Origin of the sequence: Cellulomonas sp. PhB150 (assembly GCF_003755175.1) — a bacterium.
Taxonomy (GTDB): Bacteria; Actinomycetota; Actinomycetes; order Actinomycetales; family Cellulomonadaceae; genus Cellulomonas.
On record NZ_RKHX01000005.1, the window covers coordinates 99007 to 113036 of the forward strand.

General features: G+C 71.8%; 16 protein-coding genes. 8 read left to right on the top strand and 8 right to left on the bottom strand.

The window, feature by feature from the left end; genetic code table 11:
* Positions 1-56 precede the first annotated feature (56 nt).
* Both EDF34_RS15795 and EDF34_RS15800 read right to left on the bottom strand, forming a co-directional pair.
* Complete coding sequence (locus EDF34_RS15795; protein ID WP_123372476.1) at positions 57-902, bottom strand: ABC transporter permease subunit; 846 nt, start codon at positions 900-902, stop codon at positions 57-59.
* On the bottom strand, positions 899-1852 hold the full coding sequence (locus EDF34_RS15800; RefSeq protein ID WP_123372477.1) for an ABC transporter ATP-binding protein: 954 nt from the start codon (positions 1850-1852) through the stop codon (positions 899-901). The genes EDF34_RS15795 and EDF34_RS15800 overlap by 4 nt, the downstream gene beginning before the upstream one ends.
* A gap of 189 nt (positions 1853-2041) precedes the next feature.
* On the opposite strand from EDF34_RS15800, the gene EDF34_RS15805 reads away from it, so the two are divergent.
* From EDF34_RS15805 to EDF34_RS15815, 3 genes are all read left to right on the top strand, one after another.
* Complete coding sequence (locus EDF34_RS15805; RefSeq protein ID WP_123372478.1) at positions 2042-2881, top strand: Bax inhibitor-1/YccA family protein; 840 nt, start codon at positions 2042-2044, stop codon at positions 2879-2881.
* Positions 2882-2983: 102 nt separating this feature from the next.
* On the top strand, positions 2984-4369 hold the full coding sequence (locus EDF34_RS15810) for a cystathionine beta-synthase (RefSeq protein ID WP_123372479.1): 1386 nt from the start codon (positions 2984-2986) through the stop codon (positions 4367-4369).
* A gap of 43 nt (positions 4370-4412) precedes the next feature.
* Entirely contained in the window at positions 4413-5429 is a 1017-nt protein-coding gene (locus EDF34_RS15815) for an acetylxylan esterase (protein ID WP_123372480.1), read from the top strand.
* On the opposite strand, the gene EDF34_RS15820 is transcribed toward EDF34_RS15815, so the two are convergent.
* Both EDF34_RS15820 and EDF34_RS15825 read right to left on the bottom strand, forming a co-directional pair.
* Positions 5363-5953 carry a TetR/AcrR family transcriptional regulator gene (locus tag EDF34_RS15820; RefSeq protein WP_123372481.1) on the bottom strand — a complete coding sequence of 197 codons (591 nt, stop codon included), beginning with the start codon at positions 5951-5953 and terminating at the stop codon, positions 5363-5365. The genes EDF34_RS15815 and EDF34_RS15820 overlap by 67 nt on opposite strands.
* Entirely contained in the window at positions 5946-6809 is an 864-nt protein-coding gene (locus tag EDF34_RS15825; RefSeq protein WP_123372482.1) for an alpha/beta fold hydrolase, read from the bottom strand. Before EDF34_RS15825 ends, EDF34_RS15820 begins: the two co-directional genes overlap by 8 nt.
* Positions 6810-6926: 117 nt before the next feature.
* On the opposite strand from EDF34_RS15825, the gene EDF34_RS15830 reads away from it, so the two are divergent.
* Complete coding sequence (locus tag EDF34_RS15830) at positions 6927-7334, top strand: FKBP-type peptidyl-prolyl cis-trans isomerase (RefSeq protein WP_118767861.1); 408 nt, start codon at positions 6927-6929, stop codon at positions 7332-7334.
* Positions 7335-7395: 61 nt separating this feature from the next.
* Here EDF34_RS15830 and EDF34_RS15835 read toward each other — a convergent pair whose 3' ends face one another.
* Genes EDF34_RS15835 through EDF34_RS15850 form a run of 4 tightly spaced genes read right to left on the bottom strand, consistent with a single transcriptional unit; the run spans position 7396 to position 10337 of the window.
* Positions 7396-7974, bottom strand: coding sequence for a TerD family protein (locus tag EDF34_RS15835; RefSeq protein ID WP_123372483.1), 579 nt, complete (start codon positions 7972-7974; stop codon positions 7396-7398).
* Positions 7975-8014: 40 nt separating this feature from the next.
* Positions 8015-9094 carry a DUF475 domain-containing protein gene (locus tag EDF34_RS15840; protein WP_123372484.1) on the bottom strand — a complete coding sequence of 360 codons (1080 nt, stop codon included), beginning with the start codon at positions 9092-9094 and terminating at the stop codon, positions 8015-8017.
* A gap of 60 nt (positions 9095-9154) precedes the next feature.
* Positions 9155-9733, bottom strand: coding sequence for a TerD family protein (locus tag EDF34_RS15845; protein WP_123372485.1), 579 nt, complete (start codon positions 9731-9733; stop codon positions 9155-9157).
* 28 nt (positions 9734-9761) lie between these two features.
* Positions 9762-10337 carry a TerD family protein gene (locus EDF34_RS15850; RefSeq protein ID WP_123372486.1) on the bottom strand — a complete coding sequence of 192 codons (576 nt, stop codon included), beginning with the start codon at positions 10335-10337 and terminating at the stop codon, positions 9762-9764.
* 218 nt (positions 10338-10555) lie between these two features.
* Here EDF34_RS15850 and EDF34_RS15855 point away from each other — a divergent pair, with 218 nt between their 5' ends.
* From EDF34_RS15855 to EDF34_RS15870, 4 genes are read left to right on the top strand one after another with little or no spacing between them, the layout of a single operon-like run.
* The gene (locus EDF34_RS15855; protein WP_123372487.1) at positions 10556-11782 is read left to right on the top strand and encodes a toxic anion resistance protein; all 1227 of its coding nucleotides are present in this window, start codon (positions 10556-10558) and stop codon (positions 11780-11782) included.
* Between the two features lie 25 nt (positions 11783-11807).
* Entirely contained in the window at positions 11808-12299 is a 492-nt protein-coding gene (locus tag EDF34_RS15860; RefSeq protein WP_123372488.1) for a hypothetical protein, read from the top strand.
* A gap of 16 nt (positions 12300-12315) precedes the next feature.
* Positions 12316-12882, top strand: coding sequence for a TerD family protein (locus EDF34_RS15865; RefSeq protein WP_123372489.1), 567 nt, complete (start codon positions 12316-12318; stop codon positions 12880-12882).
* Positions 12882-13955 (top strand): hypothetical protein, encoded by a 1074-nt coding sequence (locus EDF34_RS15870; protein ID WP_123372490.1) that lies wholly within the window; start codon positions 12882-12884, stop codon positions 13953-13955. The genes EDF34_RS15865 and EDF34_RS15870 overlap by 1 nt, the downstream gene beginning before the upstream one ends.
* The last annotated feature ends 75 nt before the right edge of the window (positions 13956-14030 follow it).

Here is a 14030-nt window from a genome sequence, read left to right on the forward strand (position 1 = left end):
CAGCACGACGAAGGCCCGCACCGACGGACACGGTGCGGGCCTTCGTGCTGCTCAGGTCAGGCGTCGGACTTCTTGAGGCGGACCAGCGCGGCCACGAGGACGACGACGAGGTAGGCGGCCAGAACGGCGTACCCCTCCCACGCGGTCAGGTGGGCGACTCCGGGGGGGAACTGGTCCCAGCCGGCCTCCACCTGCGCGTCGGTCTGCGTGATGGTGCTGCCGGCGATGCCGGGCAGGAACGGCTGCATCTCCTGCAGCGGCTTCCACGGGATCTGGAACAGCAGAGGCAGGACGAGCAGAGCGCCCAGCACGATCGCGATCGCAGCCGCCGAGTGCCGGACGAGCGCACCGAAAGCGAACGACAGCAGGGCGATCGTCGTCGTGTACAGCGCCGTGCCGAACAGGGCCCGCAGGATCTGCGGGTCGCTGAGGTCCAGCGGCAGGTCGTCGCTGAAGAACAGCTGCTGCAGCAGGGCACCCAGCGCGTTCGCCACGATGGCCACGACGAAGAACACGACGGTGAGAACGAGGAGCTTCGCCCACAGGACAGGCGTGCGCCGCGGGGCCGCGGTCAGGCTCGAGCGGATCATGCCGGTCGTGTACTCGCCGGTGATCGCCAGGGCGGCGAGGACGACGAGCGCGACCTGGCCGAGCTGGGCCGCGACGTTGAAGGGCGCGAGCACGTCGTCGGGTCCGGGCGGACCGTCGTTCGGGCTCGAGCTGACGACCGCGAGGCTGATGAGCGCGACGAGCGCGACCGTGACGACGAAGAAGATCGACAGCGACCAGGCCGCAGAGCGCACGGTCCAGAACTTGATCCACTCCGAGCGCAGCAGGCGAGGGAAGGACAGGTGCGCCGTGGTGGCCGGGCGTGCCGGGGCGGGAGCGGTGACCGTGCTCATCGGGCGACCTCCTCGGTGGTGGGAGCGGGAGCGGTGGTCGGGATCGGCGAGTCGGAGCGGTACTCCACCTCGTCGGCCGTGAGGCTCATGTACGCCTCCTCGAGGGAGCCGCTGAGCGGCGTGAGCTCGTGCAGCGTCAGGTGGGCGGCAGCCGCGGCGTCACCGATCTGCTCGGCCGTGGCCCCGAACACCTCGAGCAGCCCGCCGTCCTTCGGCGTGACCGTGACCTCGGGCCCGACGAGCGCCGCGGCGAGCTGATCGGGGTGCGGGGTGCGCACCCGGACCGTCGCCTTGGTGCTGCGGGCGATGATCTCGTCGACCGGCCCGTCCGCGATGATGTGGCCGCGGCCGATGACGATGAGGTGGTCGGCGGTCAGCGCCATCTCGGTCATGAGGTGCGAGGACAGGAAGACCGTGCGGCCCTCGCCCGCGAGGTACTTGACCAGGTTGCGCACCCAGAGCACGCCCTCGGGGTCGAGACCGTTGACCGGCTCGTCGAGGATCAGCGTGCGCGGGTCGCCGAGCAGCGCGGACGCGATGCCCAGCCGCTGGCCCATGCCGAGCGAGAAGCCGCCGACGCGGCGCTTGGCCACGGCGGTCAGGCCGGTCATCTCGATGACCTCGTCGACGCGCTTGTCGGGGATGCCGTGCGTCGCGGCGAGCGCGCGCAGGTGGTTGCGGGCGCTGCGGCCGGTGTGGACGGCCTTCGCCTCGAGCAGCGCGCCGACCTCGGTCAGCGGCGAGCGGAACGTGGCGTACGCCGCGCCGTTCACCGTGACGGTGCCGGCGGACGGCTTGTCCAGGCCCATGATCATGCGCATCGTGGTGGACTTGCCGGCCCCGTTCGGGCCGAGGAAGCCGGTGACCTTGCCCGGCTGGACGGTGAAGGAGATGCCGTTGACGGCCGTCTTCTCCCCGTATCGCTTGGTCAGGCCCTGTGCCTCGATCATCGTGTTCGTCCTTGCGTCGGTGGCATCACAGCGACGACCCTACGGGCGCGCGGGGTCGCTTGTCCCTCAGGTTTTCCCCCGATATCCGGCTCAGGGATCGGCCGAAAGGACGAGGGAACCTTGGGGGTGTCCCAGCCGTTCGCTACGGTGAGAGCACAGTTTTCAGGCCGAGACACCCAGGAGCGTCCCGTGGCCAATCCCGTCTTCAACAGCAGTCCTGTCTTCCAGGACCCGAATGCCCGCAAGGGCGCCAACGGCCGTACGGCCGCGCCCGAGTCGACGATCGACGCGGTGACGCTCGAGAAGATGTACGGCAGCCCGAGCGCCACGCCGCGCGAGACGGGTCGCCTCACGTACGACGACGTGATCATGAAGACCGGCGGGCTGCTCGCGCTGCTCGTCGTCGTGGCCGCCGGCACGTGGGCCATCACGCCCGACTACCCGTGGCTCTACGTCGTCGGCGCGATCGTCGGCCTCGTCCTCGGCCTGGTCAACTCGTTCCGCCGCGAGCCCAGCCCGCCGCTGATCATCGCCTACACGCTCGCGCAGGGTGTTTTCGTCGGTGGCATCAGCTACCTGTTCCAGAACTGGGCGGTCCCCGGAACGGTCGACGGCACCGCGCAGCCGATCGTGCTGCAGGCGGTCATCGCGACCATCGCGACGTTCGCCGCCGCGCTGTTCCTGTTCCGCTCGGGCAAGGTCCGCGTCACGCCCAAGTTCACCAAGTGGCTGCTCATCTCGATGGTCGGCTACCTGGTGTTCTCGCTGGTCAACGTGGTCCTGTCGTTCTTCATGACGAGCGACGGCTTCGGGCCGCTGCGCAACGGCGGCTGGGGCATCCTCGCCGGGCTGTTCGCGGTGGGTCTCGCGTCGGCCTGCCTGATCATGGACTTCGACTCGATCAAGCGCGGCGTCGAGCACGGCGCCCCGGCCAAGTTCGCCTGGACCGCGGCGTTCGGCCTCATCGTGACGCTCGTCTGGCTGTACCTGGAGTTCCTGCGCCTGTTCGCGATGCTGAACCGCAACTAGCTCCTGCTCGCTGAGGGCCCCCGGTGCCGTGTTCCCGGGGGCCTTTGGCGTGTCCGGGGCGGCCGTCTGGCACGAGCGGCCGATCCGGGCGAGGCTGGCCGGGTGAGATACGCCGAGCACGTCAGCGAGCTGGTGGGCGGCACGCCGCTGGTCCGCCTGCAGTCCGTCACCGAGGGCTTGTCGGCCACCATCCTGGCCAAGGTCGAGTACCTCAACCCGGGCGGGTCCGTGAAGGACCGGATCGCGCTCGCGATGATCGAGGCAGCCGAGGAGTCGGGCGAGCTACGGCCGGGCGGCACGATCGTCGAGCCGACCAGCGGCAACACGGGAGTCGGCATCGCGCTGGTCGCGCAGCGCAAGGGCTACCGCTGCGTGTTCGTCTGCCCGGACAAGGTCAGCCAGGACAAGCGCGACGTGCTGCGTGCCTACGGGGCGGAGGTCGTCGTGACCCCGACCGCGGTGGCTCCCGGCCACCCCGACTCGTACTACTCCGTGTCCGACCGGCTGGTGCGCGAGATCGAGGGGGCGTGGAAGCCCAACCAGTACGCCAACGCGCACGGCCCGGCGAGCCACTACGCGTCGACCGGCCCCGAGATCTGGGCCGACACGGGCGGGCGGCTCACGCACCTCGTCGCCGGCGTCGGCACCGGCGGCACCATCACCGGCACGGGCCGCTACCTGCACGACGTCTCGGACGGGCGCGTCGTCGTGGTCGGGGCGGACCCGCAGGGGTCCGTGTACTCCGGCGGCGACGGACGGCCCTACCTCGTCGAGGGCGTGGGGGAGGACTTCTGGCCGACGGCGTACGACCCGACCGTCCCGGACCGGATCGTCGCCGTCTCCGACGCGGACTCCTTCGCCATGACGCGGCGGCTCGCGCGCGAGGAGGCGCTGCTCGTCGGGGGCTCGTGCGGCATGGCCGTGGAGGCGGCGCTGCGGGTCGCCCGCGAGCTCGAGGACGAGGACCCAGCGGCGGCGGCCCGGGCCGTCATCGTCGTGATCCTGCCCGACGGCGGGCGCGGCTACCTGTCCAAGATCTTCAACGACTCCTGGATGCGCTCCTACGGGTTCCTGGCGGCCGACGAGGGCGCGACGGTCGCCGACGTCGTGCGGACCAAGACCGGCGAGCTGCCCGCGCTGGTGCACACCCACCCGAACGAGACCGTGCGCGACGCGATCGAGATCCTGCACGAGTACGGCGTCTCGCAGATGCCCGTCGTCGGCGCGGAGCCGCCCGTGAAGATCGGCGAGGTGGCCGGGTCCGTGAGCGAGCGTGTGCTGCTCGACGCGGTGTTCTCCGGCGCGGCTGCGCTGTCCGACCGCGTCGACCGGCACATGTCGGCGCCCCTGCCCCTGATCGGCTCCGGCGAGTCCGTGACGTCCGCGCGCGCCGCGCTGGAGAAGGACGACGCGCTCATGGTGGTCGACGACGGGCAGCCCGTCGGGGTGCTGACCCGGCACGACCTGCTCGGCTTCCTCGCGCGCTGACCAGCGCCTATGGTCGGGTCGACCGCCCGTCCGAAGGAGAACGATGGCCCTGTTCGACCTGCCCCTGCCCGAGCTCGAGCGCTACCTGCCCGCGCTCGACGAACCGGGGGACTTCGACGAGTTCTGGGCGGCCACGCTGCGCGAGACCCGGACCCACGACCTCGGCCTGACGCTCACCCCCGTCGACGCGGGCCTGACCGCGATCGACGTGCTCGACGTGACGTTCGCCGGCTTCGCGGGCGACCCCATCAAGGCGTGGCTGACCCGGCCGGCAGGCGTCGCCGAACCGTTGCCCGCAGTGGTCGAGTTCGTCGGCTACGGCGGCGGGCGCGGCTTCGCGCACGAGCACCTCGCGTGGGCCGCGGCCGGCTACGTCCACCTGCTCATGGACACCCGGGGGCAGGGCTCGACGTGGGGGACCGGGGGCCACACGCCCGACCCCGCGGGCAGCGGACCCGCAGCGCCGGGCGTCATGACCCGCGGCATCCACGACCCGGGCGAGCACTACTACCGTCGCCTCATCACCGACGCCGTCCGCGCCGTCGACGCGGTCCGAGCGGTGCCGGGGGTCGACCCGGCCCGCGTCGCCGTGGCGGGCATCAGCCAGGGTGGCGGGCTCGCGCTCGCGGTCGCCGGCCTGGCCGACGACCTCGTCGCCGTCATGCCCGACGTGCCGTTCCTGTGCCACTACCGCCGCGCGGTCGCGATCAGCGACGGGATGCCGCACAACGAGCTCACGCAGTACCTCGCCGTGCACCGCGACCAGGAGGACCGCGTGTTCCGCACGATGTCGTACCTCGACGGCGTGCACTTCGCCCGCCGCGCGACCGCGCCCGCGCTGTTCTCGGTCGCCCTGCGCGACGAGACCTGCCCGCCGTCGACCGTGTACGCGGCGTACAACCACTACGCGGGGCTCGGCGCGCGGCCGGCCACGGACATCGAGGTCTACGCGCACAACGGGCACGAGGGCGGTCAGGGGTTCCAGCTCGACCGTCAGCTGCGCTGGCTGCGAGACCTGCTCGCGGCCTCCAGCCCCGCGACGAGCCGGTCGACGAGGTAGTCGAAGCTCGCGTCGACGTCCTCGGGCATGCCGAAGCCGCCGTCCATCTCGAGCATCACGAAGCCGTGCACCGCAGCGCGCACGGCCCGGACGGCGTCGATGCGGTGGGCCTCGGGGACGTCGAGGTGCGCGACGGCCTCGGCGATCAGCCCGACCGCGGCGGCGCCGGCCCGGCGGATCTCGTCGGCCTCGGGGACGCCCGCCCACGCGCCCTGCGTGGCGAGGTAGCGGCCGGGGCGCGCGCGCCCGTACGCGCGCAGGGCGCCGGCCATCACGCGCACCGCCTCGGCGCCGGTGCGCTCGCCGCGTGCGTCGGTCAGCAGGGCCGCGACCTCGTCGACGCAGGTCGCCACCACCGCGAGCCGGAGTGCGGGCAGGCCGGCGACGTGCTTGTAGAGGCTCGGCACGGCGACGCCCGCGCGGGCGGCGACGGCCGCGAGCGTGAGCCCCGGCCAGCCGTCGGTGTCGACCACCTCGAGCCCGAGCCGGACGACCGCGGCCCGGTCGAGCCCGGCCCTAGGCACGCAGCCCGGCCACGAACGCGCCGGCCTCGGCCCGCGGCAGCTCCGCGAGGAACGCGAGCGTCCGCGGGACCACGACCTCCGGGGCCTGGTGCTGCGGGTAGTGCGCCACGCCCTCGAGCATCACGACGTCCGCGCCGATCGCGGTGCCGATCCAGGCGCCCTCGGCAGCCGGGTCGGTGAAGTCCGGGTCCAGGGTCCCGACGAACGCGAGCGCGGGGGCCTGCACGTCGGCGACGCGCGCCTCGACCGGGGCGTGGGTCAGCTGGCGGCACAGCGTGCGGAACTGGCGCAGGTGCGCGGGGTCGGACATCGCCGCACGCAGGTCGGCGACGTGCTCGTCGAGCCAGGGCGCGGTGCGGCCCTTGTTGAGCGTGCCGCGGTAGTAGCGCGCCCAGACGCGGGCTCCCCAGAGGCGGGCGAACAGCACGGAGTAGGAGGCCCGGATGATCGCGCGGCTGGTCCGGCTGAGCGTCGGGTCGCGCAGGAACGGGCCGGTCAGGACGAGCCCGGCGACGAGCTCGGGCCGGTCCGCAGCGACGAGCGCGACGGCGCCCGCGCCCATCGAGTTCCCGACGAGCACCGCGGTGCCGCCCAGGTGCTCGAGCAGGGCCACGACGTCGGAGGCCGTGGCCACGTCGCCGTGGGTGGCGAACGTGGTGTCGGAGTCGCCGTGGCCGCGCAGGTCCGTGACGGCGACGCGGTAGCCGGCATCGACGAGGGCCGGGGTGGTCGCGCGCCAGGTGCTGCGCAGGTCCCCCATGCCCGGGACGAGGACGACGAGAGGGCCGTCGGCCGGTCCCTCGACGGTGAACGCGACGCGGCCCTCGGGCCGCTGGAGGTGCTGGGTGGAGGTCATGGATGCAAAGCTAATGCCATTAGCCACAGATGGCAAGAGTGCGCGTTTGTGGGTCCCCTGGGGCACGATGGGTCCGCACCGCATCGGGTGCACGAGTCGAACCGAGGAGACATCCGCATGTCCGCTGCACTGCCCGAGGTCTCGGGTTCCTACGGCCAGAAGCCCACGCTCGCGTTCCCCGCGGACGCCGCGTCCGGCGAGCTCGAGGTCCTGGTCCTGTCCCGCGGCGACGGCGAGCTCGTCGAGGCCGGCGACAACATCGAGGTGCACTACCTCGGCCAGTCCTGGAACGGCGGGGTGTTCGACAACTCCTACGACCGTGGCGAGTCGATCAGCTTCCCCATCGGCGTCGGCGCCGTCATCGCCGGGTGGGACGAGGGCCTCGTCGGCCAGCAGGTCGGCTCCCGCGTGCTGCTGTCGATCCCGTCGCACCTGGGCTACGGCGACCGCGGCGTGCCGCAGGCCGGCATCAAGGGCGGCGACGTCCTGGTCTTCGTCGTGGACGTCGTCGGCACCAGCCGCTGACCCCCTGACGCACGCGAGGCGCGGTACCCGGTCCGGGTGCCGCGCCTCGCTCCTGCTTCGGTCAGAGGACCTGCGCGACCGCGCCGGTCAGGTCCTTGATCGTGCGCCCGTTCGTCTTGACGCCCAGGGCGGTCATCGTCCAGCCGGCCCCGCTGCGCACGACCTTGGCCATGATCTGGGCGGTGTGCGCGCCCGAGCCGGACAGGTCGTACCGGGCGACCTCCTGCTCGTTGCTCGAGTCGATGAGGCGGCAGAACGCGTTCTCGATCGCGCTGAACGACTGGCCCGTGTAGCTGCTGACGACGAAGACCAGCTGCGTCACGGCGGGGTCCACGGCCGCCAGGTCGACGACGATCGACTCGTCGTCGCCGTCGCCGCGGCCCGTGAGGTTGTCGCCCAGGTGCTGCAGCGCGCCGTCCTTGCTGCGCAGCTGGCTGAACCACACCTGGTCGACGAGCTTGCCGGAGGAGTCGAACAGCAGGGCCGACGCGTCGAGGTCGACGGACTTCTCCTTGACCTTGCCGAACAGGCCCTTGACCTTCTGCGCGTCCCAGCCGAGGCCCATGCGGACGCGGGTGAGGCCGCCCCCGTCCGACTTCTGCAGCGAGACGGTCTGACCCTTGCTCAGGCTGATCGACATGACGTGGTGCCCTTCGTCGGTGGTGCTGCGGGTGCCGGCGTCAGCCGACGTGGATGAGGTGGTCCTCGTCGGCGTGCCGACGGTTGCGGACGACCGAGGACGCGAACGCGGCGCCGATGAACGCGACGCCGACGAGGCCCGTGACGATCTCGTCGACGTGCACGCCGATGCTCACGAGCAGGATCACGGCGAGCGCGCCGATGGCCCAGTGCGCGCCGTGCTCGAGGTAGACGTACTCGGCGAGGGTGCCCTTGCGGACCAGGTACACGGTGATCGACCGGACGAACATCGCGCCGATGAAGCCGAGGCCCAGCGCGATGATGATCGGGTCGGCGGTGATCGCGAACGCTCCGACGACACCGTCGAACGAGAACGACGCGTCGAGCACCTCGAGGTAGAGGAACAGGAAGAACGCGGCCTTGCCGGTGGCCTTGGCGACCTCGGTCGGGCCGCCGCTCGAGCTCGTCTCCGCAGCGTCCTCGGCACCTGCGCCCTCGAAGAGGGTGCCGAGCCCGTTGACCGCGATGTACGTGATCATGCCGAGCACCCCGGAGACCATGACGACCGCCGGGTCGTCGGCGAGGAGCTCGGCCGCCAGGACGAGCGCGATGCCCGAGATGACGACGGAGAGCTGGTCGAGCTTGCCGATCTTGGCCAGCGGCTTCTCGAGCCAGGTCAGCCAGGTGATCTCCCGCTCCTCGAAGATGTAGTTGAGGAACAGCATGAGCAGGAACATCCCGCCGAACGCCGCGATCTGCGGGTGGGCCTGGTTGAGCAGGTACCCGTAGGTGCCCGGCTCCTCCGGGTCGCCCTTCTCCATCGCGAGGTTGAGCGCCTCGATCGGGCCCAGGTCCGCCGTGATGCCGACGATGAGCAGGGGGAACACCAGGCGCATGCCGAAGACGGCGATGATGACGCCGATCGTCAGGAAGATCTGCTGCCAGAAGGCGCTCATCCGCTGCAGCACGGTGGCGTTGACCACCGCGTTGTCGAACGACAGGGAGACCTCGAGCACGCCGAGGATCAGGCAGAGGGCGAAGGCCGACCAGCCGCCGTAGACGTAGGCGACACCGAGCGACACGATCGTGACGCCGATCGACCAGCCGAAGATGCGAAGCAACGTTGTCTCGTTCCGTCGAGGAGGGGCAGCGGTTCGCTGCGGATTCTAGGTGAACCCGCCTCAGCCGACGTTGACCCCGAAGTCCCGGACGATGCCGAGCAGCCCGGTGTCGTACCCCTGGCCGACCGCGCGGAACTTCCACTCGGCGCCGTAGCGGTACACCTCGCCGAAGATCATCGCGGTCTCGGTCGACGCGTCCTCGGTCAGGTCGTAGCGCGCGATCTCCTGGCCGTCGGCCTGGTTGACGATCCGGATGAACGCGTTGCGGACCTGCCCGAAGCTCTGGTGACGCGCCTCGGCGTCGTGGATCGAGACCGGGAAGACGATCCGGTCGACGTCCGGGGACATCCGTGCGAGGTCGAGCTTGACCGACTCGTCGTCGCCCTCGCCCTCGCCCGTGCGGTTGTCACCGGTGTGCTCGACGGTCCCGTCGGGGGAGGCGAGCTGGTTGTAGAAGATGAAGTGCGCGTCCGACAGGACCTTGCCGCTCGCCCCGAGCAGGAGCGCGCTCGCGTCGAGGTCGAAGTCCTGCCCGCTCGTCGTGCGGGCGTCCCAGCCCAGGCCGACGAGGACGGCGGTGAGGTTGGGCGCCTCCTTGCTCAGGGAGACGTTCCCTCCCTTGGCCAGCGTGATGCTCACGGTGCGTGCCTTTCCGCTCGTCGCAGGATCAGAGGGTGACGCCGAAGTCGCGGGCGATGCCCGCCAGGCCCGAGGCGTAGCCCTGGCCCACGGCGCGGAACTTCCACTCGCTGCCGTTGCGGTAGAGCTCGCCGAAGACCATCGCGGTCTCGGTCGACGCGTCCTCCGACAGGTCGTAGCGCGCGATCTCGCCGCTGCCGTCGCCGTTGATCACGCGGATGAACGCGTTGCGGACCTGACCGAAGCTCTGGCCGCGCGAGTCGGCGTCGTAGATCGAGACGGGGAAGACGATCTTGTCGACCTCGGCGGGGACGACCGACAGGTCGACCTTGACCTGCTCGTCGTCGCCCTCGCCCTCGCCCGTGAGGTTGTCGCCCAGGTGCTCGACCGAGCCGTCCGGGCTCTTGAGGTTGTTGAAGAACACGAAGTGCTGGTCCGTGGGCACCTTGCCGCCGGCGTCGAGCAGGAGGGCCGACGCGTCGAGGTCGAAGTCGGCGCCCGTCGTCGTGCGCAGGTCCCAGCCGAGACCGACGACGACGGAAGTCAGGCCGGGGGCCGCCTTCGTGAGGCTGACGTTCCCACCCTTGGAGAGGCTGACGCTCATGTGTCCTCCTGGACTCAGCGACGAGGGCGTGTCCCCCGTCGTCGGGGCGCGGCCGTCCTGGCACGCGCGTGGTGCTACCCCCACCGTATTCATCCCGACGCGCCTTCGCGGTCGAACTTCGCTCTCAGCGTGCAAGCCGATCGGGTGAGCGAGCCCGCGCGTGCGCGGAGGGCTCTAGCATCGAGGGTGGAACCACCCCATCGTTCTGGAGGCCACAGATGTCCGAGCTCGACCTCGGTGCCACGCCGACCGCCACGCCGGCTGCCGCTCCCGCCCCCGCCGGCGGACTCGTCCTGACGCCGCCCGCGCCGGTCGTGGTCGTCAAGCAGGAGGAGGCGGCCTCCGCGGTCCCGCTCGAGGCAGGCAAGGAGCTCGAGCTCCGCGCGAAGGCCACGGCGTTCGTCACGGACCTCACCTCGATCGACGCCAAGTCGCCCGAGTTCACGCAGAAGGTCGCTGCGATCACGTCGATGGGCGAGCAGGAGATGCGCGCGTCCGCGTCGGTCTCGAGCCGCATGCTCGACCGGCCCGCGACGATCGCCAAGGGTTCGAAGGGCAAGGACGGCGACGCGCAGACGCGGGTGGCGAACACGCTCGTCGACCTGCGGACCACGGTCACCGACCTCGACCCGAACCGCGCCGACCTGACGGGCATCAAGAAGGTCCTCAAGTGGATCCCGGGCGGCAACAAGGTCGACGCGTACTTCGCGCGGTACCAGTCCGCGCAGTCGCACATCGACGCGATCATCAAGGCGCTCGCGTCCGGCCAGGACGAGCTGCGCAAGGACAACGCGGCGATCGAGACCGAGAAGACGAACCTCTGGACCTCGATGGGCAAGCTGGCCGAGTACAACTCGCTGGCGGCGGCGCTCGACTCCGAGATCGAGGGCAAGGTCGCCCAGCTCGAGGCCGCCGGCCGCCAGGAGGACGCCGACGCGCTGCGGTCCGACGCACTGTTCCCGGTGCGTCAGCGTCGCCAGGACTTCATGACGCAGATGGCCGTCAGCGTGCAGGGCTACATGGCCCTCGACCTGGTGCGCCGCAACAACCTCGAGCTCATCAAGGGCGTCGACCGCGCGCAGACCACCACGATCGCCGCGCTGCGGACCGCCGTGATCGTCTCGCAGGCCCTCTCGCGCCAGAAGCTCGTGCTCGACCAGATCACGGCCCTGAACACGGTGACCTCGAACCTCATCGAGTCCACGTCGGTGCAGCTGCGCCAGCAGGGCGCCGCGATCAACCAGCAGGCGTCGGAGTCGACGATCGACGTCGCGAAGCTGCAGGCCGCGTTCGACAACGTGTTCGCGACGATGGACGCGCTGGACACGTTCCGTGCGCAGTCGGTCGACTCGATGGCCCAGACCGTGACCGCCCTCGAGGGGCAGATCGAGCGCGCTCAGCCCTACCTCGAGCGCACCCGTTCGCGCGAGGGGAACGCGTCCTGACACCCAGCGCCCGGCGGAGGACCACGTGAGCTGGCTGGCGCGGCTGCGCGGCGACGACGAGCCTGACGAGCAGCAGGCGCCCGAGCCCGACGAGGACAGCCCGGCCGCCCTGCAGGCCGCGGTCGACGAGCTCGTGCGGTACGTCAACGCGCGCGCCGGAGCGCTGCCCCCCGCGGCGCTCGTCAACGCGCGCATGCTCACGGACACGCTCACCGAGGTCGTCGACAGCGCCGCGGTGCGCCCGCTCGACGTGTACGCGGTGATCAGCGTGCGCGGCGTCGTCGGGGACTACCTGCCGACGACGCTGCGCGGGTACCTGGCCCTCGAGCCGGAGGCGCGCGACGTCCCGCGCTCCGACGGGCACAGCCCGACGCAGTCGCTCATGATGCAGATCGACGCGCTGCAGACGTCCGTGGCGGCCACGCTGGTCGCCACCCGCGAGCAGGACGCCGACGCACTGATGACGCAGGGCCGGTTCCTGCAGACGAAGTTCCACCGTTCCGACCTCGACCTGTGATCCCGAAGAGACCCTGATGCCGGCAGCACCCATGAAGCGCGGATCCAACGCCGCCCTCACGCGCGAGATCCCGAACCTGAGGGGCGTCGTCCTCGGCGTCGCGCTCTCCTCGTCCGAGCCCGTGCTCAACGACAACCTGGTGGTCGCCACGCTCCTGTGCGACGACGACCACAAGGTGCTGTCCGACGAGCACATGGTGTTCTTCAACCAGCTCAGCGAGCCCGACCTGTCGGTCACCCAGCTGGCCGCGGCCGCGGGCGGGGACGTCGAGCAGGTCGAGGTGGACCTCGAGGACGTGCCCGCGGCGGTGCACCGCATCGTCGTCGTCGCCTACCTCAACGAGGGGATGGGCCACCGCCGCACGCTCGGCCAGCTGCGCGACGCGCGGATCCGCGTCCTCGACCTCGCGGGCGGCGCCGAGCTGGTGCGCTCGGAGAACCTCGCCCCTGCCCTGTCGGGCGAGACCGGGCTCGTGCTCGGGGAGCTGTACCGGCACGAGGGCGGGTGGAAGTTCAAGGTCGTCGGGCAGGGGTACCCGAACGGCGTCGTCGGGATCGCGGCCGACCACGGCATCGGGCTGTGATGCTGCCGGACCCGACGCGCGCGCCGGCGCGGACCGACCTGCCCTGGCTGCGCCACCGGGCGCTGCGGAGGGCGCCCGTCGCCGCACCCGTGAAGGTGGACCTGCGGCACGCGGGGAGGCCGGCTCCGGGGTCGCGGCCGGCGCAGCCGTCGGCGGCGCACGCACCCTCGGGCGGGCTGGACCTGTCGCGGCCGACGGCTCCTGCGGCGTCGTCGCTCGACCTGTCCGCGCCCGCGCGTCCGGCCGCGTCGCTGGACCTCTCGTCGTCGGCCCCTGCCGCGCACGCACCCGCGCGCCCGTCGGCCTCGCCGTCGTTGGACCTCTCGTCGCCCGCTCCTCCCGCGGCGTCCTCGCGGGCCCGCACCCCGGCGGCGTCGCTGGACCTCGGCTCGTCGACCGCGCCCGTCGCACCCTCGCTTGACCTGTCGGCGACCGGACCCGCCCCGGCACCGGCCGCACCCGCTCGTCGACGCCCCGCGGCGTCCCGCGGCGACGCGGTGCTCGGCTACGAGCCCGAGGGCGTGGTCGTCGGCCGGCCGACGCTGCTGTCCCGCGACCGCCCGACGATCGCGCTGACCCGCGTGCAGTCGGGCGTCGGGGCGCTGCGCGTGACGTCGGCGGTCTCGCAGGCGGTCGGCGACTTCCGGCTCGCGGCGTTCGCGCACCTGACCACGGGGGAGACGGTGCTGCTCGACCACAACCGGGGCATGACGGTGGTGCCCGCGGGGACCCGGCGACCGGTCGTGCAGGCGGTCGACCGCGGGTTCCTCGTGGACCTGCGCCAGACCCCCCGCCTGGCTCGTCTGGTCGTGCTCGGGTTCTCGCCGACGGCGGCCCACCTCGCGTGGAGCGGGGCGCTGCGCGTCGAGACGATCGGCGGCGCGCGGGTCGACGTCCCGCTCGAGCGCGATCCCGGTCCCGGGTCGCTCGTCGCGCTCTCCGTGGTGAACGTGGACGGGCGGCTCGTCCTGCGCGCGGAGCGCGAGCTCGTGCCGGGCGCGCTGCGGGAGGCTGCCCTCGCCTTCGGGTTCGACGAGCTGACCTGGGTCGACGCCTGGACGCCGCTCGCCTGAGCCGCGCCGTCCACAGGCGCCCTCGTCCTCGTCACGCGCGTGTCACATGGCCGGGTTACGCTCCGGGTTGCGCCT

Excerpts from the sequence above, each read along its gene's own strand:
- EDF34_RS15795 (WP_123372476.1), bottom strand. The coding sequence starts at position 902 with ATGAGCACGGTCACCGCTCCCGCCCCGGCACGCCCGGCCACCACGGCG.
- EDF34_RS15800 (WP_123372477.1), bottom strand. The coding sequence starts at position 1,852 with ATGATCGAGGCACAGGGCCTGACCAAGCGATACGGGGAGAAGACGGCC.
- EDF34_RS15815 (WP_123372480.1), top strand. The coding sequence starts at position 4,413 with ATGGCCCTGTTCGACCTGCCCCTGCCCGAGCTCGAGCGCTACCTGCCC.
- EDF34_RS15825 (WP_123372482.1), bottom strand. The coding sequence starts at position 6,809 with ATGACCTCCACCCAGCACCTCCAGCGGCCCGAGGGCCGCGTCGCGTTC.
- EDF34_RS15830 (WP_118767861.1), top strand. The coding sequence starts at position 6,927 with ATGTCCGCTGCACTGCCCGAGGTCTCGGGTTCCTACGGCCAGAAGCCC.
- EDF34_RS15835 (WP_123372483.1), bottom strand. The coding sequence starts at position 7,974 with ATGTCGATCAGCCTGAGCAAGGGTCAGACCGTCTCGCTGCAGAAGTCG.
- EDF34_RS15850 (WP_123372486.1), bottom strand. The coding sequence starts at position 10,337 with ATGAGCGTCAGCCTCTCCAAGGGTGGGAACGTCAGCCTCACGAAGGCG.
- EDF34_RS15855 (WP_123372487.1), top strand. The coding sequence starts at position 10,556 with ATGTCCGAGCTCGACCTCGGTGCCACGCCGACCGCCACGCCGGCTGCC.
- EDF34_RS15865 (WP_123372489.1), top strand. The coding sequence starts at position 12,316 with ATGCCGGCAGCACCCATGAAGCGCGGATCCAACGCCGCCCTCACGCGC.
- EDF34_RS15870 (WP_123372490.1), top strand. The coding sequence starts at position 12,882 with ATGCTGCCGGACCCGACGCGCGCGCCGGCGCGGACCGACCTGCCCTGG.